The sequence below is a fragment of the Actinospica acidithermotolerans genome, from assembly GCF_018139625.1.
GTDB classification, from domain to species: Bacteria; Actinomycetota; Actinomycetes; order Streptomycetales; family Catenulisporaceae; genus Actinospica; species Actinospica acidithermotolerans.
Window position 1 is genome coordinate 17,921 of record NZ_JAGSOH010000073.1, and the last position, 21,324, is coordinate 39,244.

General features: G+C 71.5%; 21 protein-coding genes. 11 read left to right on the forward strand and 10 right to left on the reverse strand.

All coding sequences use genetic code 11. The features are described 5' to 3' along the window. The first annotated feature begins 82 nt into the window (after nt 1-82). Complete coding sequence (locus KDK95_RS22225) at nt 83-649, forward strand: hypothetical protein (RefSeq protein WP_212520179.1); 567 nt, start codon at nt 83-85, stop codon at nt 647-649. Between the two features lie 116 nt (nt 650-765). On the opposite strand, the gene KDK95_RS22230 is transcribed toward KDK95_RS22225, so the two are convergent. Beyond that, entirely contained in the window at nt 766-1,032 is a 267-nt protein-coding gene (locus KDK95_RS22230; protein ID WP_212520180.1) for a helix-turn-helix domain-containing protein, read from the reverse strand. Between the two features lie 77 nt (nt 1,033-1,109). On the opposite strand from KDK95_RS22230, the gene map reads away from it, so the two are divergent. Next, complete coding sequence (map, locus tag KDK95_RS22235; RefSeq protein WP_212520181.1) at nt 1,110-1,877, forward strand: type I methionyl aminopeptidase; 768 nt, start codon at nt 1,110-1,112, stop codon at nt 1,875-1,877. Here the strand turns inward: map and KDK95_RS22240 are convergent. Further along, nucleotides 1,840-2,583 (reverse strand): TetR/AcrR family transcriptional regulator, encoded by a 744-nt coding sequence (locus KDK95_RS22240; protein ID WP_212520182.1) that lies wholly within the window; start codon nt 2,581-2,583, stop codon nt 1,840-1,842. The two genes, map and KDK95_RS22240, sit on opposite strands and share 38 nt — an antisense overlap. Before the next feature lie 147 nt (nt 2,584-2,730). Here KDK95_RS22240 and KDK95_RS22245 point away from each other — a divergent pair, with 147 nt between their 5' ends. Then, complete coding sequence (locus tag KDK95_RS22245; RefSeq protein WP_212520183.1) at nt 2,731-3,960, forward strand: saccharopine dehydrogenase family protein; 1,230 nt, start codon at nt 2,731-2,733, stop codon at nt 3,958-3,960. 146 nt (nt 3,961-4,106) lie between these two features. After that, a complete protein-coding gene (locus KDK95_RS22250) occupies nt 4,107-6,131 on the forward strand; it encodes an elongation factor G (protein ID WP_212520184.1) in 2,025 nt (674 codons plus the stop codon). 6 nt (nt 6,132-6,137) lie between these two features. Here KDK95_RS22250 and KDK95_RS22255 read toward each other — a convergent pair whose 3' ends face one another. Next, entirely contained in the window at nt 6,138-7,361 is a 1,224-nt protein-coding gene (locus KDK95_RS22255) for a serpin family protein (RefSeq protein ID WP_212520185.1), read from the reverse strand. A gap of 46 nt (nt 7,362-7,407) precedes the next feature. On the opposite strand from KDK95_RS22255, the gene KDK95_RS22260 reads away from it, so the two are divergent. After that, a complete protein-coding gene (locus tag KDK95_RS22260) occupies nt 7,408-7,911 on the forward strand; it encodes an NUDIX hydrolase (protein WP_212520186.1) in 504 nt (167 codons plus the stop codon). Nucleotides 7,912-7,935: 24 nt separating this feature from the next. On the opposite strand, the gene KDK95_RS22265 is transcribed toward KDK95_RS22260, so the two are convergent. After that, the gene (locus KDK95_RS22265) at nt 7,936-8,811 is read right to left on the reverse strand and encodes a siderophore-interacting protein (RefSeq protein WP_212520187.1); all 876 of its coding nucleotides are present in this window, start codon (nt 8,809-8,811) and stop codon (nt 7,936-7,938) included. Nucleotides 8,812-8,956: 145 nt separating this feature from the next. Between KDK95_RS22265 and KDK95_RS22270 the strand changes: the two genes are divergently transcribed. Both KDK95_RS22270 and KDK95_RS22275 read left to right on the forward strand, forming a co-directional pair. Beyond that, nucleotides 8,957-9,646: a hypothetical protein gene (locus tag KDK95_RS22270; protein WP_212520188.1), complete on the forward strand. Its 690-nt coding sequence runs from the start codon at nt 8,957-8,959 to the stop codon at nt 9,644-9,646. Between the two features lie 132 nt (nt 9,647-9,778). Next, on the forward strand, nt 9,779-11,332 hold the full coding sequence (locus KDK95_RS22275; protein ID WP_212520189.1) for a DUF2142 domain-containing protein: 1,554 nt from the start codon (nt 9,779-9,781) through the stop codon (nt 11,330-11,332). A gap of 57 nt (nt 11,333-11,389) precedes the next feature. Here the strand turns inward: KDK95_RS22275 and KDK95_RS22280 are convergent, their stop codons facing one another. Both KDK95_RS22280 and KDK95_RS22285 read right to left on the reverse strand, forming a co-directional pair. Further along, the gene (locus tag KDK95_RS22280) at nt 11,390-11,950 is read right to left on the reverse strand and encodes a flavoprotein (protein WP_212520190.1); all 561 of its coding nucleotides are present in this window, start codon (nt 11,948-11,950) and stop codon (nt 11,390-11,392) included. 41 nt (nt 11,951-11,991) lie between these two features. Beyond that, nucleotides 11,992-12,855 carry a sterol desaturase family protein gene (locus KDK95_RS22285; RefSeq protein WP_212520191.1) on the reverse strand — a complete coding sequence of 288 codons (864 nt, stop codon included), beginning with the start codon at nt 12,853-12,855 and terminating at the stop codon, nt 11,992-11,994. Between the two features lie 101 nt (nt 12,856-12,956). Between KDK95_RS22285 and KDK95_RS22290 the strand changes: the two genes are divergently transcribed. Continuing rightward, entirely contained in the window at nt 12,957-13,676 is a 720-nt protein-coding gene (locus KDK95_RS22290) for a FadR/GntR family transcriptional regulator (RefSeq protein WP_212520192.1), read from the forward strand. 248 nt (nt 13,677-13,924) lie between these two features. Further along, entirely contained in the window at nt 13,925-14,854 is a 930-nt protein-coding gene (locus KDK95_RS22295) for a DUF3761 domain-containing protein (RefSeq protein WP_212520193.1), read from the forward strand. Between the two features lie 75 nt (nt 14,855-14,929). On the opposite strand, the gene xylA is transcribed toward KDK95_RS22295, so the two are convergent. Continuing rightward, nucleotides 14,930-16,108 (reverse strand): xylose isomerase, encoded by a 1,179-nt coding sequence (gene xylA / locus KDK95_RS22300; RefSeq protein ID WP_212520194.1) that lies wholly within the window; start codon nt 16,106-16,108, stop codon nt 14,930-14,932. A gap of 113 nt (nt 16,109-16,221) precedes the next feature. Here xylA and xylB point away from each other — a divergent pair, with 113 nt between their 5' ends. Further along, nucleotides 16,222-17,649 (forward strand): xylulokinase, encoded by a 1,428-nt coding sequence (gene xylB, locus KDK95_RS22305; RefSeq protein WP_212520195.1) that lies wholly within the window; start codon nt 16,222-16,224, stop codon nt 17,647-17,649. A 191-nt stretch (nt 17,650-17,840) separates the two neighbouring features. Beyond that, complete coding sequence (locus KDK95_RS22310) at nt 17,841-19,091, forward strand: ROK family transcriptional regulator (RefSeq protein WP_212520196.1); 1,251 nt, start codon at nt 17,841-17,843, stop codon at nt 19,089-19,091. On the opposite strand, the gene KDK95_RS22315 is transcribed toward KDK95_RS22310, so the two are convergent. The 3 genes from KDK95_RS22315 to KDK95_RS22325 all read right to left on the reverse strand — a co-directional run bounded on the left by KDK95_RS22315 (nt 19,061) and on the right by KDK95_RS22325 (nt 21,055). Beyond that, nucleotides 19,061-19,975 carry a phytoene/squalene synthase family protein gene (locus KDK95_RS22315; protein WP_212520197.1) on the reverse strand — a complete coding sequence of 305 codons (915 nt, stop codon included), beginning with the start codon at nt 19,973-19,975 and terminating at the stop codon, nt 19,061-19,063. The genes KDK95_RS22310 and KDK95_RS22315 overlap by 31 nt on opposite strands. Nucleotides 19,976-20,037: 62 nt before the next feature. Then, nucleotides 20,038-20,424, reverse strand: coding sequence for a PPOX class F420-dependent oxidoreductase (locus KDK95_RS22320; RefSeq protein ID WP_212520200.1), 387 nt, complete (start codon nt 20,422-20,424; stop codon nt 20,038-20,040). Nucleotides 20,425-20,485: 61 nt separating this feature from the next. Next, nucleotides 20,486-21,055: a cysteine hydrolase family protein gene (locus KDK95_RS22325; RefSeq protein WP_212520198.1), complete on the reverse strand. Its 570-nt coding sequence runs from the start codon at nt 21,053-21,055 to the stop codon at nt 20,486-20,488. Nucleotides 21,056-21,324 lie beyond the last annotated feature (269 nt).

Here is a 21,324-nt window from a genome sequence, read left to right on the forward strand (position 1 = left end):
TCTCCTTACCCAGGCCTTAGCCGCGCATGAGGATGATGGCCGAGAAGCTGGAACCTATCCGGGAAAGTGCAGGTGGAGACGAATGAACAGCGCAATCACGATGCGCCGGGCGGTGCTCGCGGCGGCCGGCATCGCGGTGGCGGGCGGCGTGGTTTTCGGGGCCACGGAGGCGTTCGCGGCCTCTCCGGCCGCCTCCGCGGGTACGGCAGCCGACGCGGCGTCGACTACGACCTCGACGACGGAGGCCGGAAAGGCGTGCGCCGACGCGGCCCATCCGGCGCGCTGCGCCGCGCGGCACGAGGCGGCCCGCGACCGCGGCGCGCGGTTCAAGGGCGGGGCGCACGGGCAGGAGACGGTGAAGGACAAGGCCGGCTCCTACGTCGTGCGCGAGTGGCAGGTCGGCAAGGTCGAATCCGTCTCGGGCTCGACCGTCACCGTGAAGGACGGCGCGGGCGCCACCTGGACCTGGACCGTGGACTCCGCCACGAAGTACCGCGTGGACGGGACGAAGGGCGCGCTCAGCGGCGTGCACGCCGGCGACACGATCCTGATCCGCGGGCAGCAGAAGGGCTCCGCGAACGACGCGACGGCCGTCTTCGACCCGAATCAGAGCAAGCTGGCGGTCGAACTGCAGGGCGACGCGGGCTAGAACGGCGCGTGCAGGACGGACGCGGGCCAGAACGGCGCCGACTGGACCGACGCGGGCTAGAACGGCGCCGACTGGACCGACGCGGGCTAGAACGGCGCCGACTGGACCGACGCGGGCTAGAACGGCGCCGGCTGGAGCCGGGAAGGCTCGCAGAGCCCTGCGATCACGTCGAGTGACAGGTCCAGGGCCGCGGCCAGCGCGGCGACGGTGAAGAACGCGGGTGTGGGCACCCGGCCGGACTCGATCTTGCGCAGGGTCTCGGCGGGGATGCCCGCGCACGCCGCGATCTCGGTCAGCGGCCGCTCGCCGCGGGCGCGGCGCAGCAGCGATCCGAGCCGCTCGCCGCGCGCTCGCTCGTCCTCCGTCAGGGGCGGCCTCACCATGCGCACCATCCTAAGGGCGGTATAGTTATCCCGGCAACGGATGTGCCGATGGAAACGCATGGAGAAAGCAGGACGGCATGGTCGAGCTGAAGACCCGCGCGGAGATCGACGCGATGCGCGAGGCGGGGCGCGTCGTCGCGCACGCGCTGGCCGCGGTCCGCGAGCAGGCGGCCGTCGGCGTCGCACTCAAGGAGCTGGACGAGGTCGCGCACGCGGTGATCCGCGATGCCGGCGCCACGTCGCCCTTCCTGAACTACCGCCCGCACTTCGCGATGACCCCGTTCCCGGCCGTCATCTGCGCCTCGGTCAACGACGCGGCGCTGCACGGCATCCCGGACGGCTACCGCCTGCAGGACGGCGACCTGCTCAGCGTGGACTGCGGCGCGACGCTCGACGGCTGGACCGGCGACGCGGCGATCTCCTTCAACGTCGGCCACGACCGGCCCGCCGACACGCGCCTGATCCAGGCCGCCTCCGCAGCTCTCCAGGCCGGGATCGCGGCGGCCAGGCCGGGCGCGCGGATCGGCGACATCTCCGCGGCCATCGCGGGTGTCGGGCGCGGCGCGGGCTTCGGGATCTGCGGCGACTTCGGCGGCCACGGCGTGGGACGCCAGATGCACGAGGACCCGCATGTGGCCAATGAGGGCCGCGGCGGACGCGGTCTGAAGCTGCGCGCCGGGCTGGTGCTCGCGATCGAGCCTTGGTTCCTGGCCGGCGGCAAGGACGACTACTTCATCGACGACGACGGCTGGACCATCCGCAGCGCCGACGGCAGCCGTGCCGCGCATGTCGAGCACACCGTGGCGATCACCGACGACGGTCCCGAGATCCTGACGCTGCCTTGAGCGTTTTGAGCACGCGCAGCTCGGCCGCCGCGCTGTCCAGCACCATCGTGAGCGCGGCCGGGTAGGCGCTGTCGTTCATCCGGTCGGCCAGCAGGGTCGCGGTGGCCGCGAGGTTCGGGTGCGTGCGAGCCGACAGGTGCTCGTACGTGGCCTCCCACACGCGCTGGTCTGATTCCAGGGCGCGCGCGGGCAGCACGAGCGAGGCCGCGTCGAGGGCCGCGAACGCGAGGACCTGGTCGATGAACACGTGGTAGATCCGCACGGCCACGCGGTCCGGGAATCCGCCCGCGCGCAGCGCCGCCAGGATCACCTCGTCGGCCGCGAGCTCGTTCGCCCGGCCGCTGACCCGGCTCGCGGTGAGCACCGCCGCCTGCGGATGCTCGAGGTGCACGCGGTGGATTCTCATCCCGAGCAGGTAGAGATCCTCGCGCCAATCGCCGGTCGGCTGGAATTCGGCGAGGGCGAGCCGCATCAGCTCGTCGCCGAGGGCGAGCGTCAGCTCGTCCATGTTCCGGTAGTAGCGATAGACCGTGCTCGGGTCGGCGCCGAGCGCGAGTCCGAGGCGCCGCGCGCTCAGGCCCGCGGCGCCGTGCTCGCGCAGCATGCGCAGCGCGGTCCCCACGATCATCTGCTCGGTCAGCACGACGCCCTGCTTGGTCGGCCGCCGCCTGCGCCGATCCGCCTCCGCGACCACGGACTTCGGCACCCGTGACACCTCCTCGCGCGTTCGCCGCCGCTCGCCCCCGGATCTCCCGCCGCAAGCCTACCTCCTTATGCCAACACCATTGACGCTCTCGCGCGCCGGGGGTTTCCTAATCGGATGCAAGACGACCGTGCGAAAGGAATGATCGGGATGCGGGTACTGCTGGTGGGCGCGGGAGGCGTGGGCAGCGCCGCTGTCCGGATCGCCGCCCGGCGCGGATTCTTCGAGCACTTCGTGGTCGCCGACTACAGTCTGGCGCGCGCGGAGGCGGCCGTCGCCGCCGTCGAGGGGATCGGCGAACCGCGCCGCTTCAGCGCTGCGCAGGTGGACGCCTCCGACGAGGCCGCTGTCCTCACCCTCCTGCGCGAGAAGCGCTGCGACGTGCTGTTCAACGCGACAGACCCGCGCTTCGTGATGCCTCTCTTCTTCGCCGCCTTCAGCGCGCAGGCGCATTACCTCGACATGGCGATGTCCCTCTCCGTGCCGCACCCCTCCGCGCCCTACACCGAGTGCGGCGTCAAACTCGGCGACGAGCAGTTCGAGCTCGCCTCCGCGTGGGAGCGGGCCGGCCGCCTCGCGCTCGTCGGCATGGGCGTCGAGCCGGGCCTGTCCGACGTGTTCGCGCGGTACGCCGCCGACGAGCTGTTCGACGAGATCGACGAGATCGGGGTGCGCGACGGGGCGAACCTGGCCGTCGACGGCTACGAGTTCGCGCCCTCCTTCAGCATCTGGACCACGATCGAGGAGTGCCTCAACCCGCCGGTCGTCTTCGAGAAGGACCGCGGCTGGTTCACCACCGAGCCGTTCAGCGAGCCGGAGGTCTTCGAGTTCCCCGAGGGGATCGGCGCCGTCGAGTGCGTGAACGTCGAGCACGAGGAGGTGCTGCTGGTGCCGCGCTGGGTCGACGCCAAGCGGGTGACCTTCAAGTACGGCCTCGGCGACGACTTCATCGGCAAGCTCAAGACCCTGCGCGCGCTCGGCCTCGACCGCACCGAGCCGCTGACCGTCCGCACGGCGGACGGCGCGAGCGCTCGCGTCTCGCCGCGCGACGTGGTCGCCGCCGCGCTGCCCGACCCGGCCACGATCGGCGAGCTGATGCACGGCAAGACCTGCGCGGGAACCTGGGTCACCGGAACGAAGGACGGGGCGCGGCGCGAGGTCTACCTGTACCACGTCGTCGACAACCAGTGGTCGATGCGCGAGTACGGCTCGCAGGCCGTCGTCTGGCAGACGGCGATCAACCCGGTGATCGCGCTCGAACTGCTGGCCGACGGCGTGTGGAAGGGACGCGGCGTGCTCGGCCCCGAGGCCTTCGCGCCGCAGCCGTTCCTCGACCTGCTCGTCGAGTACGGCTCCCCGTGGGGGATTCGCGAGAGCTGAGAAAACCGCTTGTCCCGCGCGGACCCGGCCTGGTGTAGTGGCCGGGTCCGATTGCGTTCTCCGACCACCGGGAGCTTCACAGATGCGCGCGGCTTTCATGTCCACCCAGACGGCCATCCCCCCTGCCTTCAAGGACATGAAGACCTTTGTCGCGTTCACTCAATCTCGGGATCCTCGCGCACGTCGACGCCGGTAAGACCAGCCTGACCGAGCGCCTGCTGCACGCCACGGGCGTCATCGGCGACCTCGGCAGCGTCGACGACGGCAGCACCGTCACCGACTCGCTCGAACTCGAGCGGCGCCGCGGAATCACCATCAAGGCCGCCGTCGCGTCGTTCGACGTCGGGGACGTTTCCGTGAACCTGATCGACACGCCCGGCCACTCCGACTTCATCGCGGAAGTCGAGCGGGTCCTCGGCGTGCTCGACGGCGCCGTGCTCGTCATCTCGGCCGTCGAGGGCGTCCAGCCGCAGACGCGCGTGCTCATGCGCGTGCTGCAGCGCCTTCGCATCCCGACTCTCCTCTTCGTCAACAAGATCGACCGACGCGGCGCGCAGTGCGCCACTCTGCTCGCGAGCATCGCCGACCTGCTCACGCCGAACATCGTCGCACTCGGCGACGTGCGCGAGCCCGGCACGGCGACGGCCGACTTCGTGCCGTTCGACGCGCGCGACGCCGCGTTCCGCGCGATGCTGCTCGACCGGCTCACCGCCCTCGACGACGACCTGCTCTCGGCGTACGTGGAGGACGAGGGCGCCGTGACCGCGCGTCGGCTGCGTCGTGCGCTCGCGGCCCAGAGCCGGCGTGCCCGGCTGCACCCCGTCTTCTTCGGATCGGCGATCACCGGAGCCGGCGTCGGCCAGCTGCTGCGCGGCATCAGGGAGCTGCTCCCCAGGGCGTCCGACGACGTCGAGGGCCCGGCCTGCGCGACCGTCTTCAAGATGGAGCGCGGAGCCGCCGGCGAGCCGATCGCCTACGTGCGCGTGCACTCCGGGACGCTGCGTATCAGGGATCGGATCAAGTACGGCTCGCGGGGCGACTCGCGCGAGGGCCGCGTCACCTCGATCGCGGTGTTCGAGCGCGGAGCGAGCGTGCCGGGGAACGAGGTCGGCGCCGGGAGTATCGCAAAGGTCTGGGGACTGCACGGCATCCGGATCGGCGACGTCATCGGCGATGTCATCGGCGACGTCGTCGGCGATGCGACGTCCCAGCGGCCCGCGCACTACTTCACACCGCCGTCGCTGGAGACCGTCGTCGTGCCGCGCACCGAGCGCGACCGGCCGCTGCTGCACCCGGCCCTGACACTGCTCGCCGAGCAGGACCCGCTGATCAACCTGCGGCAGGACGACGTGCGGCGCGAGATCTCCGTCTCCCTGTACGGCGAGGTGCAGAAGGAGGTCGTGCAGGCTACGCTCGCCGAGCAGTTCGGTGTCGAGGTCGACTTCCGGCCGACGACCACGATCTGCGTCGAACGCGTCCTGGGCGTCGGGACGGCCGAGGAGCGGATCAAGCAGGACGGCAACCCGTTCCTCGCCGGCATCGGGCTGCGCGTCGAGCCGGGGGAGGCGGGCAGCGGAATCCGCTTCGGCTACGAGATCGAGCTCGGCTCGCTGCCGATCGCCTTCCACAAGGCGATCGAGGAGACCGTGCACGCCGTGCTGCGCGAAGGATTGCACGGATGGCAGGTCATGGACGCGCGGGTGACGCTCACGTACTCGGGCTACTGGCCGCGGCAGAGCGCGATGCACCAGGGCTTCAACAAGGCGTTCTCCAGCACCGCCGGGGATTTCAGGAACCTGACTCCGCTGGTGCTGACGGACGCGCTGCGCGCGGCCGGAACGGCGGTCCGCGAGCCGATCCACCGCTTCCGCGCCGAAGTGCCCGCCGACGTCTTCGGGACGCTGCTCCCGGTGCTCACGAAGCTGCGCGCCGTCCCGCGCGAGTCCTCGGTCGCGGGCGGCACGTACGTCGTCGACGGCGACATCCCGGCAGGCCGCGTGCACGAACTGGAGCAGCTGCTCCCGCCGCTGACGCGCGGCTCCGGCGTCCTCGAATCAGCCTTCGATCACTTCAGCGACGTGACCGGTCCGCCGCCCGAGCGGGCGCGCACGGACCTCAACCCGCTGGACCGGAAGGAGTACCTGCTGCGTTTGAGCAGGCGGGTCGGCTAGGTGGGCCTAGGCGCCCGACCCACCGCCCTGCCGGTTCGCCGCGCCCGGCTTCGCGACCCATCCGGCCACCAGCACGAGCCCGCTGGTCCGGTGCACGGCGGCGAAGGCGTGCGGCCGCGTGTAGGAGACCGTCGTGCGCCGGGCCTCGTTCTCGGGGGGACGCGCGAAGGCGGCGCGGGCCACCGAGACCGAGGTGACCGCCGCCGCCTTGAAGCCGTCCGCGCTGAACTCGGCGACGACGTCCTGCCGCGCCTGGCCGACCCGCAGCGGCGTCTCGCTGATACCGGGGAAGTGGCCGCCGCCCGAAGCCACGTGGGACAGCCCGAACACGTCGGCGGTCTTGAGCAGATCGTGCCGGGCGGAGAGATCGAACGCTACGCACTCCAGCCGCGTCTCCGGCTGCCCGGTCGAGTTGCGGACGGTGGTCGCCGTCACCCCGGGCGGCAGGTCCTCGCCCCACTCCGTGCCCGCGATCCCCTCGGCCGGCAGCGAATCCAGCGCGGCGAGACCGTCGCTGAGCACTGATCGCGCATCGCGTCCGTCCTCGCCGAGCAGCAGGTACACGTCGATGTCCGCCGAGCCCTCGAGGAGGCTGACGGTCAGCGGACCGCCCGGCGTGTGCACGAGCCACAGGTCCTCCGGCTCGGCCTCGCGGCTGAGCAGCGGCAAGGTCAGATCCGCCCACGCCCCGACACCGCGGCCCGAGGACGCCTTCAGCTTCTCCAGCCACTCGGTGTCGACCGTGAGCGCGCTGGCCAGCAGCAGCTCGATCGAGGGGCCGAGCTGACACGGCATCCGGGTGATGCGCTCGTTCGTGTGCCGACTCACCCAAGCGTCGAGCGCGGCCTGATCCTGAGCGGCGTCGCCGGTGAGCACGCCGCGAGTCGCGGGCGGCACGATTTCGAGCCACTCTTCACGGATGGTCAGCTCGGCGCGCCGCCACACGCCCATCGCGAGCGCGAGCCCGTCGTTGCGATCGAAGAGGTCGACGACGCCGCGCACGGTGTCGGACACCTCGTCCGCGCCGAGCCCGAAGGCCGCGCCGAGCTCCTCGCGGCCCTTCTCGTCGGCACCGGCGCTCAGCAGCCCGAGCAGCGGCCACACGCCGATGCCCGAGTACACGCTCGCCTCGTCGGAGCCGTGGAGCGCCGCGGTCCACCGCGTGGTCAGCCGGTTCGCCGCCTGCACGGCCTGCTGGGTCAGTCCGCCGCCGGTGGAGATCGTGCTCATGTCCACGATGATTCCACCGAGCCGGTTGAGCTGCTAGTTTTCCGGCGTGCCGCGAAGCTCAGAACCCGGTTCCGAACCGCTCCTCGCCGCCGTCTCGGCGGCCGTCTGGCGCCGCCTGCACCGCTTCCAGTGGCGGCTGGTCTGGCTGCGGCAGAGCAAGTTCGTGCTGGGGACGACCGGCCTGGTGCGTGACCCGGACGGGCGAGTGCTGCTGGTGCGCCACCGCTTCTGGCCGCAGGGCCGGGCGGTCGGGCTGCCGGGCGGCTACGCGCTGGCCGGGGAGCGGCTCGAGCAGGCCGTCGCGCGCGAGGTGCGCGAGGAGACCGGCCTGGAGGTCGAGGTCGCGCACGTCGTCCAGGTCAGCAGCGGATTCCGGCTGCGCGCCGAGGTCGCGTACGCCGCCGAGCTGGTCGGCGGCGGGTGGAAGCTCGACCGGCGGGAGGTCGTCTCGGCCGAATTCGTGCCGATCGACGCGCTCCCCGCCGACCTCATGCCCAACCACCGGCGCCTGATCGAGCAGAACTCCGCCTGGTTCCGGCCGGTCGGCTGACCCGCCTGCTTGGTTCCGCTCCGGTCAGTTCTGCTGCTCCCGCTCCTGCTCCGCCTCGACCTGCTGGTTCCACTCGCGCTTCGAGGCCTGCCAGCCGTCCTCGTTGTGCCCGAGCCGCCAGTAGCCGGAGATGGAGAGCCGGTCCAGCGGCAGCTCCTTCCCGACCCGCAGCAGTCGTCGCAGCTCCTTGACGAACCCGGCCTCGCCGTGCACGAACACCTGCGGCACGCCCTCGGGGAAAACGAGCCCTGCGACGGCCTCGACCAGCGGCTCGCCGATCGGCCGGCCGGCCCGGTGCAGCCAGCGCACGGCCACGCCCTCCGGCGCGTCGAGCTTCTGCTCCTCCTCGGCGTTCTCGACCTCGACGAACACGTGCCCCTCGGCGGACGCGGGCAGCGCCTCCAGGGCGGCGGCGATCGCGGGCAGCGCGCTCTCGTCGCCCGCCAGCAGGTGCCAGTCGGCCTCGGGGTCCGGGGCGTAGCCGCCGCCGGGCCCGGAGAAGTACAGCACGTCGCCCGGCTGCGCGTTCGCAGCCCACGGCCCGGCCAGGCCCTCGTCACCGTGGATGACGAAGTCGAGGCTCAGCTCGCGCGCCTCCTCATCCCAGGCGCGCACCGTGTACGTCCGCGTCGTGGGCCACTGCTCGCGCGGGAACGACTCGCGGATCGCCGCCACGTCCCACGGCTCCGGGTACGTCACGCCCGCCGCCGGGAACAGCAGCTTGACGTAGTGGTCAGTCTGCCCTCGGGTGGCGAACCGCGCGAGCCCCTCGCCGCCGAGTACGACCCGTACCATGTGCGGGCTCAGCTGCTCGCTGCGCAGCACGACTCCGCGATGCGCCGGGCCGCCGCGCTCGCGGCCGCGAGGAGGGGTGGGACGAGCAGGTGGTGTGATGGACATATCGGCAAGGGTACACCATCCAGACAGTCAGCGATATGTCGCTAGCATGGCGGAATCCTTCACCTAAGCCTTCATCACGCACCGGCGACGCGCCCACTCAATGCCGTGTTCCGGTGACGCTCGGTGAGAGCCTACGGTCATGCCCGTGATCCGAACTGTGAGCGTGGGCGCCGCGGGAGCGGCTGCCACGCTCATCCTCCTGGCCGCCCTCACCGCCTGTGGCAACCCGCAGGCCCCGATGGTGGACACCGGCGCGCACGCGGACGCCGCCAGGCAATCCCACCCCGCTTCAGCCACGTCCGCGGGGGTGGTGCATCGCCCAGACAGGTCCGTGGCGGCGAAGCCTCGCGCCGCCGCGTCCCCCGCCTCGAACTCCGCCGCAGCAGTACCGGCTCCAAGTCGCCCCTGCACCGCATCCGACCTCGCCATCACCCCCGCTCAACGCCAGGTCACCGACGGCGTCCAGGTCGAGCGCTTCACCGTCACCGCCAGGACCGCCGCCGGCTGCACCGTGACCGGCGTGCCCAACCTCGTTCCCAAGGGCCCGCTCAGCGCCGAGGTCCCCGGCGCGACCGTCGACCTCGCCCTCTCTCAGCAGCAGTTCCCCGACGATCTCGACATCGCTCCGCCCCGAACCACCACCATCCCGCTCGCCTCGGGGAAGACCGCCTCCTTCTACCTGGCTTGGTTCGACGCGTCGTCCGTCGTCTGCGTCCACAGCACCGGCTTCGGCCTCAACGCCCCGGGCGACACGACGTACGCCGACCTGCAGGGCGTGGCCTATCCCATCGGCGCCATCTGCGACGGGGTCTTCTACGTCTCGGCGGTCTTCTAGGGGTTCGAGTGCCGACCCGCGTCGATGGGCGCCAATAGGACAAGAACAGACAAATCCCTCCGGCGTCACGTCCTCGCACGCAACCGCGTTACGATACGCATCCGTGTTCGGGCTCAGCCTTGGGGGTTGTCGGTGCGTCGCGTTTTCCTGTTTGCGTTCGCGGCTTTCTTCGCGTTGTCCGCGACGTGGGCGCTGACGGTTCCGCTCGGCTCCACGATCGACGAGGGCGCGCATATGACCTGGGCGGCCGCGGTGGCCGACGGGCAGTTGGCGCCTTCGCGGTATGACGTGCCTTGGGGGCACGACGTGCTGTGGGTGACGGCGCGGGTGCGGGTGCCGGAGGTGATCGCCGATCTCGGCGTCACGAGCGGATGCTCGGCGCGGGATCCGCAGGCGCCGGCGACGTGCAGCTCTCCGACCTCGGCGAGCGACTCCTCGCGGATGGTGGCCAGCAAGACCATCATGAGCCTGTACAACCCGCTCTACTACGCGGCCGTCGGGTGGCCGGTCTACGTGCTGCCCGGGCTCGACGGGCTCTACGCGATGCGGCTCATCAGTGCTCTGATCTGTTCGCTCCTCGTCGCGTGCGCCGCCGTGGTCGCGCTGCGGATCGGGCGGGTGGCGTTCGCGGGGGTGCTGGTGGCGGCCACGCCGATGGTGCTCGCGCAGGCCGGGTCGGTCAACCCGAACGGGCCGGAGGCGGCGGGTGGGCTGCTCGCGTTCACGGCGCTCTGCGCGCTCGCGTTCGATCCGGAGCCCGCGCTCGTCCGCTCGCGCCTCTGGTTCTTCGCGCTCGGTGCGGGCGTGGTAGCCATCGTGCGGCCGGCGGGACTCGAATGGCTCGCGGTGATCGCCGTCATGGCGGTGCTGCTGCCCGGTGCCCGACCCGCGTACCAGCTCGTGCGCGATCGGCGTTCGTGGCCGGCGCTCGGCGCACTGCTGCTCGCGGTGCTTTACGCGGCCGCCTGGATGTTCACGCGGGGCGGGCTCAACTCCATCCCCCTGCCGAACGGCGACAAGTACACGCTCAAGGACTCCCTGGAGGACTCGGTTCGCGGTACGCCGGGGATGCTCCGGTCGATGATCGGCCCCTTCAGCACGAGCGACACGTTCTACCCCTTCGGAACCGAAGCGGCCTGGTTGCTCCTGCTCGGCTTCCTGCTGCTCTGCGCGGCGTTGTTCGCCACGCGTCGTCAGCTGCTCGTGCTCGGCCTTTGGTTCGCCGGGGTCCTGCTCATGCCGCTCGTGGCGAACGCGTTGACCGGGCCGGGTCTGATCAATCTGTGGCAGGGGCGCTACGGGCTCTGGTTCGCGGTCGGGCTGCCCGTCTACGCGGCGATGGTCGTCGAGAAGCGGCTCGCCGCGTGGGCCCCGGTCGTCGAGCGCCGTTTGACGCCGATCATGGTCGCCACCGTGGTGGCGGGGCATCTGGCCATCTTCTGGTTCGAGGCCCGGCGGTACGGCGTCGGCCAGGCCGGGTCCGCTCTGCCGTTGCACTTCACGTGGGAACCGCCGATGACCTGGGCCGGGGAGGGCCTGCTGTTCGCGGTCGGACTGGCGCTGCTGGGATTCTTGGCGTGGCGCGGTACGGCGAGGCGCGACGGCTCGGTCCCGCCGCAGGACCTGGCGGTGCAGCCGCCGCCGGACGTGACCGGTTCGATGACGGCCATACAGGCGGCGGTCTGACCGCCGCTCGGGCGGATGAAACCGTGCAGCGACCGACGACCCCTGAGACCCTCGCCGCTAGGCGTTCTCGGGGGTCTCGTGCTTGAGGGCCGCCAGGCCGGCGGCCCAGGGGTACTCGGGGCGCACGGTCGCGCCAGGCTCGTGGGGGACGAAGCCGCCGGGCCCCAGGAGGATCTTGACGCCGGCGGCGCGCAGGACGGCCACGTTGACGGGGAAGGCCGGGTGCGCGGCCTGGGCCGCGTTGAGGTGGGGGAGGGCGACCAGCGGGAGGCGCTTGCCGATCGCCTCTGTGACGAGACCGAGGTGCAGTTCGTCGGCGATGCCCAGTGCCCACTTGTTGATCGTGTTCGCGGTTGCCGGGCACACGAGCATCGCATCGGGCGCGGGCAGGACGTCGGGCTCCCACGGCATCTTGTAGTCGTGCCGCACGGGGTGGCCGGTGAGTTGCGCGAGGGCGGGAACGGTCGCCTCGCGCCAGGCCGCCGCGCGGGGCGAGAGAATCAGGCAGGTGTCCCAGCCGTCGGCCTGGGCGAGCTCGATGAGGGTCTCGATCTTCAAGGTGGGTGGCGCGGCGCAGGCTACGAGGTAGAGGACCCGGCGATCGTCAGTCGTCGTCACACTGAGTTTCGTTCCACGTCCTGGCCTCGCCTACGCCGCGTTTACGCCGCCGGAGCCGCCTGCGGAGCCTGCTGGGCCCGGCGCACCGCGGAGTAGGCCTTGCCCGGCGACCGGAACAGGACCGTGTAGCGGTCCTTGAGCGTTGAGACGGCGCGCAGGTCACGGCCGATGTTGGCGTACTCGTGGAAGGCGACGCGCAGCGGGTTGTAGGTGTCGATGTTCGCGGTCAGGCCGTAGATCACCCGTTCGGTCTCCGGGGTGAAGGTCTTGAAAAGCCGGTCCCACACGATGAAGACCCCCGCGAAGTTGCGGTCCAGGTAGCGGCGGTTCGAACCGTGGTGCACGCGGTGGTGGCTCGGTGTGTTCATCACGGCCTCGATCGGCCGCCACAGCTTGCCGATGCGCTCGGTGTGGATCCAGAACTGGTAGAGCAGATTCGCGCTCTGCGCGGTGAAGACCATCGCCGGGGAGAAGCCGAGCAGCACCAGCGGAAGGCCGAAGGGCAGCGTGCCGATGCCGGTCCACGGCTGGCGCAGCGCGGTGGAGAGGTTGTACCGCTGGCTGGAGTGGTGGTTGATGTGCGCGGCCCACAGGATCCTGATGCGGTGGCCGGCGCGGTGCTCCCAGTAGTAGAGGAAGTCCCAGCCCAGGAACACCCCGATCGCCGCGGCCCACGAGGCGCCGATGTGCAGCGGCGTGAGCCGGGAGACGCCCTCGTACGCGGCGACGTACAGCAGCGACCAGCCGAGGTTGAACACGACGTAGCCGAGGCCCATGGAGATGCTCGCGGCCGTGTCGCGCACGGTGTAGCCCTGCTCGGTCTCGTCCGGCAGGAACCGGTAGGAGACGAGCTCGAGCACTATCAGCAGGACGTAGGCGGGGATCGCGTAGGTAGTCAGCTCCACGCGAGGGAGGCTAGGACCGGATCAAGGCCTTTGGCAAGAGCTGGTCCAAACAGTTGACCAGTCGTTTGACCGGCGGCACGTCCGACCGGCATGCTCTGCGTGTGGAAAGCCCCTCAGCGGCCGCCGCCGTGCGCCTACGCCGGGAACCGGTGTCGGACCAGCTGTTCGCGCGCCTGCGGGACCAGATCCTGACCGGGGAGATCGCCGCCGGCGACCCGCTGCCCTCGGAGCGCGACCTGGCCGCGGACTACGGCGTGAACCGGCACGCCGTGCGCGAGGCGGTCAAACGGCTGCAGCAGTGCCGGCTGATCGAGGTGTTCCACGGCGGCCGCACCCGCGCGCTGGACTGGCGGCGCACGGCCGGCCTCGACCTGGTGGTGGACGTGCCCGGCACGCTGGACGCGGTGAGCGTGCCAGGGGTCGTACACGACGCGTTGGAGATGCGCGCGTGCATCGGCGCCGACGCGGCCCGGCTGAGCGCACTGCGCGCGTCTGAGGATCAGCGGGCTGCGATCGTCGCGGCGGCCGCGGCGTACGCCGAGGTGGGCGAGGATCTCGAGGAGCTGAGCGTCGCCGACGTCGCGTGGTGGCGACTGATCATCGAAGGTTGCGGAAATCTCGCATACCTGTTGTCCTTCAACAGTCTGGTGGACGGCGCGATCACGATGGAGCAGGCCTCGCCCGAGCTGCGCTCCGCCGAACTGCTCGACCTCGACGCGCACCGGGAGCTCGCCGACCGGATCGCGCGGCAGGACGCCGCGGCCGCCGAGCAACTGGCCAGGGAGCTGCTGAACCGCAGCGTGGCGCGGGCCGACGGCTGAACCGCCGCAGGCGGACCTGCGCGCGGACGGCCGGATCACCGCGCGTTGACGTCCGGACAGCCGCGCTCCGCCGGCCGAATCCGGGCCTCGTCGTCAGCGTCCTGCTTTGGTCACAGGTTGGCATACCTTTGACGAACACTTGACCGAACCCGCCCCGATCCCGGTAACCTCCGGCTCACGAACGCGATTCGGCGCGCGGGAACCGCTGCACCCGCCCGCCGACGTTTCACTTCGCCGAGGGGGCGTCAATGAGGTTCAATCCACCGCCGAACTGGCCGCGGTTCCCGAACGGATGGACGCCGCCGGAGGGCTGGCAGCCCGATCCGCTCTGGCCGCAGCCGCCGTTCGGCTGGCCGTTGTGGGTGGAAGAGGAGGATACCTTCGTCATCTCGGCGGCGCCGCCGCCGATCCAGCCCGGCACCCCGTACATGCCGTATCCCAACGCGTACACGCACTACGCCTCGATGTCCTCGGCTCGGGAGCCGTGGCATAAGCGCACTGTCACGGTGGTGCTGTTCCTCGTCTTCTTCTTCCCGGTCGGTCTCGTGCTGCTGTGGCAGCGGCAGGATTGGTCGGCGCAGCGGCGTTGGGCCATCACCGGTGTGACGGCGATCGTCGTGCTCATCGCGTTGGCGAGCCCGAATTCCCAGTCGCAGACGACGGTGCAGGTCACGCCGATGGCGGGTAGCGGTACCAGCGCCCCGGCGTCCAGCGCCGCAGCCGGTTCGCCCTCGAGCCGGGCGACCGCGCAGCCGAATGCGAGCCAGAGTGCTGCCGTAGTCGGCCGGCCGAGCCGGAGCGCATCCGTCGCGGCCACGCCGTCGCAGAGTGCTTCGACGTCGTCGGCCGCGGTCGTCGCCGCGCCGACGAAGACCACGGCGGCGCCCACCACGCATTCCGCGAAGCCGTCGCCCGCGCCGACGACGCACTCCGCGTCGCACACGCCGTCCACGTGCGGGGCGCCGAGCAACCCGTTCGGCTACAACTTCTGCGGGAACGGCGCGCACGTCACGAGCCCGCCGCTCAACGTCTGCGACTACTTCAACTGCATCGACAACTTCTGGAACGGCAACGGCTACATGGTCGAGTGCAACGACGGCATGTACAGCATGTCCGGCGGACTGCGCGGCGCCTGCTCGTACCACGAAGGAGAAGAGCGGGCCGTCTACAGCGGATAGACGGCTGGACGGCGCCGCTCGAACGACTGAGCCCGCCCCCCGGTGCGGCGGGGGGCGGGCTCAGTCGTCCGCGTCCTACCGGATGCCCAGCAGGTGGTCCATCGCCAGCTGGTCCAGGTGCTCGAACGCCATGCCGCGCTTGGCCGCGGCCTCGACGTCGAAGTCCTCGAACGCGCTGCTGTCGGCGAGCAGGTCGGCCAGCTTCTCGCCCTCGCCGAGCGTCGGCTGCGCGAGCTGGTCCAGGCGCGAGGCCTTGAGCGCCTCCTGCACCTCGGGGTCGGCGCGGAACGCGGCGGCCTTCTGCTTGAGCGCGAGGTAGTTGCGCATGCAGCCCGCGGCGGAGGCCCACACGCCGGAGAAGTCCTCGGTGCGCGGCGGCTTGAAGTCGAAGTGCCGCATACCTTCGTAGCCGGCCGACTCCAGCAGGTCCACCAGCCAGAACGCGGCGCGCAGGTCCCCGGCGCCGAAGCGCAGGTCCTGGTCGTACTTGATGCCGCTCTGGCCGTTCAGGTCGATGTGGAACAGCTTGCCGTGCCACAGCGCCTGCGCGATGCCGTGCGGGAAGTTGAGCCCGGCCATCTGCTCGTGCCCGACCTCCGGGTTCAGGCCGACCAGCTCGGGCCGCTCCAGGCTGTTGATGAACGCCAGGGCGTGCCCGACCGTCGGAAGCAGGATGTCGCCGCGCGGCTCGTTCGGCTTCGGCTCGATCGCGAAGCGCAGGTTGTAACCCTGCTCGGTGACGTACTCGCCGAGCAGGTCGAAGGCCTCCTTGAAGCGGTCCAGGGCCACCCGCACGTCCTTGGCCGCGCCCGACTCGGCGCCCTCGCGGCCGCCCCACGCCACGTAGATCTCCGCGCCCAGCGAGGCCGCGAGGTCGATGTTGCGGATCGTCTTGCGCAGCGCGTAGCGGCGCACATCGCGGTCGTTCGAGGTGAAGGCGCCGTCCTTGAACACCGGATGGGTGAACAGGTTGGTGGTCGCCATCGGGACCTTCATGCCGGTCTCGTCGAGGGCCTTGCGGAAGCGCGCGATGTGCGCGTCCCGGTCGGCGGCCGAGGAGCCGAAGGGGATCAGGTCGTCGTCGTGGAAGGTCACTCCGTAGGCGCCGAGCTCCGCGAGCTTGGTCACGGACTCGACCGGGTCGAGGGCCGGCCGGGTCGCGTCGCCGAACGGGTCGCGGCCCTGCCAGCCGACCGTCCAGAGGCCGAAGGTGAACTTGTCCGAGGGGTTCGGAGTAAGAGCGTCGGTGCTCATCGCTTGCTCCCGGGATCGGTATTGATAAACGCAGAAAACAAATTAGTATGCGGGTGCGGCCCTTGGGAAGTCCCCGGGGGCTGCCAGTCGGACCGAGGCGTGAGGAGGCGGCGATGGCCGCGGGTGCGGGTGACGGAGTGGTCATCGGCGTGGACAGTTCGACCCAGGCGACCAAGGCGCTGGCCGTGGACGTCGCGACCGGGGAGATCCTCGGCCAGGGCCGGGCGTCGCACACGGTGAGCGCGGGCGCGGGGCGCGAGAGCGAGCCCGGGCAGTGGTGGGAGGCGCTCAGCGAGGCGTTGGCCCAGACGGGTTACGGCGACACCGCGGCGGCGGTGTCGATCGGCGGCCAGCAGCACGGGCTGGTCGCGCTGGACGAGCAGGGCCGCAGCGTCCATCCGGCGCTGCTGTGGAACGACGTGCGCAGCGCCCCGAACGCCGAAGCGCTCGTCGGGCGGCTGGGCGCGCAGGGCTGGGCGGAGCGGGTCGGCAGCGTCCCCGGCGCCTCGTTCACGGTGACGAAGTGGGAGTGGCTGCGCGAGCACCGCCCGGAGGCGGCCGAGCGGGTGCGCCGCGTGATGCTGCCGCACGACTACCTGACCTGGCGGCTGACCGGCGAGCACGTCACCGACCGGGGCGACGTCTCGGGTTCCGGCTGGTGGGGACCGGAGGGCTACGACAAGGAGATCCTCGACCTCGTCGGCCTGGACGAGTCCTTCCTGCCGCGCGTCGCCGAGCCCGGGGCCGCCGCCGGAACCGTGCGCGCCGGCCTGCCGATCCGCGCCGGGATCCCGGTCGCGGCCGGCACCGGCGACAACATGGCCGCCGCGCTCGGCCTCGGGCTCGAACCCGGCGCGCCGGTCATCAGCCTCGGCACGTCCGGCACCGCGTACGCCGTCACCCGCGGCCGCCCGGCCGACCCGACCGGCACCGTCGCGGGCTTCGCGGACGCGCTCGGCAACTGGCTTCCGCTGGCCTGCACCCTCAACTGCACGCTGGCCGTGGACCGCGTCGCCCAGCTGCTCGGCCTCGGCCGCGAGGACGTCGAGCCCGGCGGCGAGGCGGTCGTGCTGCCGTACCTCGACGGCGAGCGCACCCCGAACCTGCCGTACGCGTCAGGGCTCTTCTACGGAGTGCGGCACGACACGACGCCGGGCCAGATCCTGCGCGCGGCCTACGAGGGCGCCGCGGCGAGCCTGCTCACCGCGGTCGACGAGGTGCTGCGCGCGGGCGGCGAGCAGCCGCGCGACGTGCCGCTCGTGCTGATCGGCGGCGGCGCGAAGGGCGACGCGTGGCGCACGACCGTCCGGCGGCTGTCCGGCCGTCCGGTGCTGGTGCCGAAGCTGGAGGAGATCGTCGCGGTGGGCGCGGCGGCCCAGGCGGCGGCGCTGGTGACCGGCGAGCGCGCGGACCAGGTGGCCCGCCGCTGGAGGACTCTGGAGGGCACGCTCTATGATCCGTTGCCTGTGGATCGCGACGTGCTCGAGCGGATCGCCTCCGTGCGCCGGAGGGCGCAGGCGCTGCTCTCCACGGAGAGCTAGGACGTGTTTTGCAACTATCGCCGGGTCCGCGACGCCTGCCACGCACGCTCGCCGCGTTGCCGGATCGCCCACGTACGCCCAGTATGCGCACGACCCGGCGCCTTGCGATCGCCCGCGTCAGGCGCCGCGGCCTGATCCGACGCTAGCTTCAAAACACGCCCTAGGACACCGACGAAGGGGAGTCGCCGACCTTGACCGCGCCGACACGCAACGGCAACGGATACCGGACCGCCGGCGGTCCGGTATCCCAGCAGGGCATGCGCCGCGCGAATCTGGCGCTCGTACTCGGCGCGGTCGCCCGGCTCGGCGACACCTCGCGGGCCCAGCTCGCCGAAGCCACCGGCCTGACCAGGGCGGCGGCCGGCAGTCTGGTCGGCGAGCTGATCGAGGCCGGACTCGTGCGCGAGCACGGGGTCTCGCTGGAAGGACGCGTCGGCCGGCCGAGCACGGTCGTCTCGCTGAGCGACCGCGGCCCGGCCGGGCTCGGCCTGGAGATCGGCGTCGAGCACCTCGGCGCGTGCGTCATAGACCTCGGCGCCGAGGTCAGGACCCGCATCCGCGTCCCCGCCCCGAACCGCGGCCGTGACCCGGGCGCCGTGACCGAGCAGCTGGCGCAGGTGGCGACCGCCGCCCTGGACCAGGCCCGCGAGATCGGCCTCGATCCGGTCGGCGCCGTCGTCGCGGTGCCCGGCCTGGTCGGCGCCTCGTCCACGACCGGCGCCTCGTCCACGACCGTCGTGCACGCGCCGAACCTCGGCTGGCACGACGTGGATCTCAGCGACCGGCTCGGCGGCCTGCTTCCCAGGCTGCCGGTCGGGGTCGAGAACGAGGCGAACCTCGGCGCGCTCGCCGAGCTGCGGCGCGGCGAGGTGGGCCGCGACTTCGTGCACGTCTCGGCGGAGGCGGGCATCGGCGCGGCCCTGGTCGTCGACGGCATGCTGCTGCGCGGGCGGCGCGGCTTCGCCGGCGAACTCGGCCACATGCCCGTCTACCCGGACGGCCTCGCCTGCCCCTGCGGCTCGCACGGCTGCCTCGAGCAGTACGCGGGCGAGGAGGCGGTGCTGCGCAATTGCGGCCTGCACGAGGCGGCGGGCGACCGCGTCGCAGTGCTCGTAGAGCAGGCGCACGGCGGCCGGGCAGCCGTGCTCAGCGCCCTCGACCGGGCCGGACGCGCACTCGGCATCGCGCTCGCCGGCGCCGTCAACCTCGTCGACCCGGAGTCGGTCGTCCTCGGCGGCGCCTACGCCGACCTGGCCGCGTGGCTCACCCCGGGCATGCAGACCGAGCTCGGCGCGCGCGTGAAGATCCGGCCCTGGGAACCGGCCGGGCTCGTCGTATCAGGACTCGGACGCGAAGGCCCGGTGATCGGCGCGGCGACCTCGGTCGTGCAGCGCGTGATCGCTGATCCGGCCTATCTCCAGGACCGCCTGGCGCGCAGGTAGGCGGGCGCCGCGATCCGCAGGGCCTTCGCCTTGCTGAATCCGTGGCGCACGCCGAAGACCTGGTAGTCGGCCCGTTCGAGCGAGTCGAGGATGCCCGCGTACAGGGTCATCGCGGTGCCGACGCACTCGCGGCTCGACGGGTGCAGCAGGGTGAGGGCCGCATGCGCGTCGGCGTAGTAGGCGCGTGCGCGGCCGGTCTCGAACTTCAGCAGGGCACGGATACCGTCGGTCATCGTCCGGGCTTCGAGGTCGGCGCGCGTGACGCCGAACTTCTCCAGGTCCTCCTGCGGCAGGTAGACGCGGCCGCGATCGAGATCCTCGTCGACATCGCGCAGGATGTTCGTGAGCTGCAACGCGTAGCCGAGGGCGATCGAGCGCTCCGAGGCCGACGGATCGAGCGGTTCCAGGACCGGCACGAGTTGCAGGCCGAGCAGGGCGCCGGCGCCGTGCATGTAGGCGAGCAGGTCGTCGTACGTCGCGTAGTCGGTGACCGTCAGGTCGCTGCGCATCGCGTCGCTGAACGCGTGGAAGTACTCGATGGGGATGTCCCAGGTCGACGCCGTGTGCGCGGCGGCCTTGAGCACCGGATCGGGGGAGTCGCCGGTCTCCACGGCGAGTACGTACGCTGCGACCCGCTCGTCGAGGCTCGCTTCCTTCGCGGCGGCGTCGGAGCCGGTCTGCTCGTCGACGATCTGATCGAGCACGCGCGCGTGCGCGTACAGCGAGTCGATGTACGGCCGCTTGACCGGCGGCAGCATGAGGCAGCCCGCGTAGAACGACGGATCGTACCTGCGGTGGATCGCCTTGCATTCCGCATACGCGGCGGCCAGTTCGGGGTCGCGCATCCGGGTGCGTTCGGCGTCGAGGTCGGCGCGCGTGGTCACCGGGCGATTCTACGGGCTCGGGCGGCGCCGGATCGGCGGCGCCCGAGCCCGCGGGATGCGAATCAGTGCCCGGAGAACTTCGTCGGCCGCACGGCGACCGCGACGCGCTGCTCCGCGTCGTCCGGCGTGACCGCGGTGCCGTCGTACCACTCGGACAGCCGCTGGTAGAGCTTCGCCTCCGGGTCCGGGTCGATGCGCTCGACCACGCCGCGGATCTCCACGTAGTCGTACTTCTCGTCCGGGTCCAGGATCGAGATCGACACGCGCGGCTCGTGCGCGATGTTCTTGTACTTCTGCCGCCGGTTCGTGTGCGTGAACCAGATGAACTCGCCGTCCCAGACGAACCACATCGGGTTCACCTGCGGCGCTCCGTCCGGCCTGGTGGTGGCCAGGTTCACCAGGATCGGGCGGCCGAGCAGTTCGCGGGCGCGCTCCGGGATTTCCACCATGGTCACGGGCTCCAGTCGGGTCGGGTCGGGTCGGGACGGTCTCGGTCGGTCGCCACCGACCCTAACGCGGCTCGGAATCCCCGAATTCCACCTCGGCCGTGTCCACCGTGCTGCCGCGGCGGCCGGGCGCGGTCTGGTACTTCCAGTACAGGTTCGTGTGCGCGATGACCTGCTCGGGTGACGGCGCGCCGTACGCGGTCAGGTCCTCCGTCGTGTGCGCGTCGCCGACGAGCACGGCGTCATAGCCGCGCACGATCGCGCCGTGCAGCGTGGAGCGGATGCAGGCGTCCGTCTGCGCGCCCGCGACCACCAGCCGGCCCACGCCGAGCCCGGCCAGCACCTGCTCCAGGTCCGTCTCCTCGAAGGAGTCGCCGTAGCGCTTGGCGACCAGCGGCTCGCTCTCCTCGCGCACCAGTTCGGGCACGTACTCCCAGCTCTCGCTGCCCTCGGCCAGCTCGTCGTCGTCCGAGTGCTGGATCCAGACGACGGGAGTGCCGACGGCCCGCGCCTTGCGCACCAGCACGTCGATGTTGGCGACCACCTCGTCGCGCCGCGGCGCGCCGGTCACCACCCCGTTCTGCACATCGATCACGAGCAGGGCCGTGTTCGGCCGATCGGTGAAACGCGTCATGGCAAGCGGCCTCCTGTATCAAGCTCCTCAGGTCGACTACCACGGTACGTCGCGGCACCGACAGAAGCCGCCCTTGACGGGTCCCGGCGGGGGGAGGGACACTCACCGCGCCGTCTGTTTGTGTTCTGTTCTGTTCGAATACGATCGCTGCCCTCCGCATTCGACAATGGAGTTGAAAACCGGTGGATCACCCCGCGCAGATAGGTCACCGCCCCCTGCCCCTCCGCCTCCTCGTCGCCCTGGCCGCGCTGCTGGCCGCGCTCCTGGTG

What these genes read in the sequence shown, in the direction of transcription:
- KDK95_RS22225 (WP_212520179.1), top strand. Translation starts at nt 83, where the DNA reads ATGAACAGCGCAATCACGATGCGCCGGGCGGTGCTCGCGGCGGCCGGC.
- KDK95_RS22230 (WP_212520180.1), bottom strand. Translation starts at nt 1,032, where the DNA reads ATGGTGAGGCCGCCCCTGACGGAGGACGAGCGAGCGCGCGGCGAGCGG.
- map (WP_212520181.1), top strand. Translation starts at nt 1,110, where the DNA reads ATGGTCGAGCTGAAGACCCGCGCGGAGATCGACGCGATGCGCGAGGCG.
- KDK95_RS22245 (WP_212520183.1), top strand. Translation starts at nt 2,731, where the DNA reads ATGCGGGTACTGCTGGTGGGCGCGGGAGGCGTGGGCAGCGCCGCTGTC.
- KDK95_RS22255 (WP_212520185.1), bottom strand. Translation starts at nt 7,361, where the DNA reads ATGAGCACGATCTCCACCGGCGGCGGACTGACCCAGCAGGCCGTGCAG.
- KDK95_RS22265 (WP_212520187.1), bottom strand. Translation starts at nt 8,811, where the DNA reads ATGTCCATCACACCACCTGCTCGTCCCACCCCTCCTCGCGGCCGCGAG.
- KDK95_RS22295 (WP_212520193.1), top strand. Translation starts at nt 13,925, where the DNA reads ATGAGGTTCAATCCACCGCCGAACTGGCCGCGGTTCCCGAACGGATGG.
- xylA (WP_212520194.1), bottom strand. Translation starts at nt 16,108, where the DNA reads ATGAGCACCGACGCTCTTACTCCGAACCCCTCGGACAAGTTCACCTTC.
- xylB (WP_212520195.1), top strand. Translation starts at nt 16,222, where the DNA reads ATGGCCGCGGGTGCGGGTGACGGAGTGGTCATCGGCGTGGACAGTTCG.
- KDK95_RS22320 (WP_212520200.1), bottom strand. Translation starts at nt 20,424, where the DNA reads ATGGTGGAAATCCCGGAGCGCGCCCGCGAACTGCTCGGCCGCCCGATC.
- KDK95_RS22325 (WP_212520198.1), bottom strand. Translation starts at nt 21,055, where the DNA reads ATGACGCGTTTCACCGATCGGCCGAACACGGCCCTGCTCGTGATCGAT.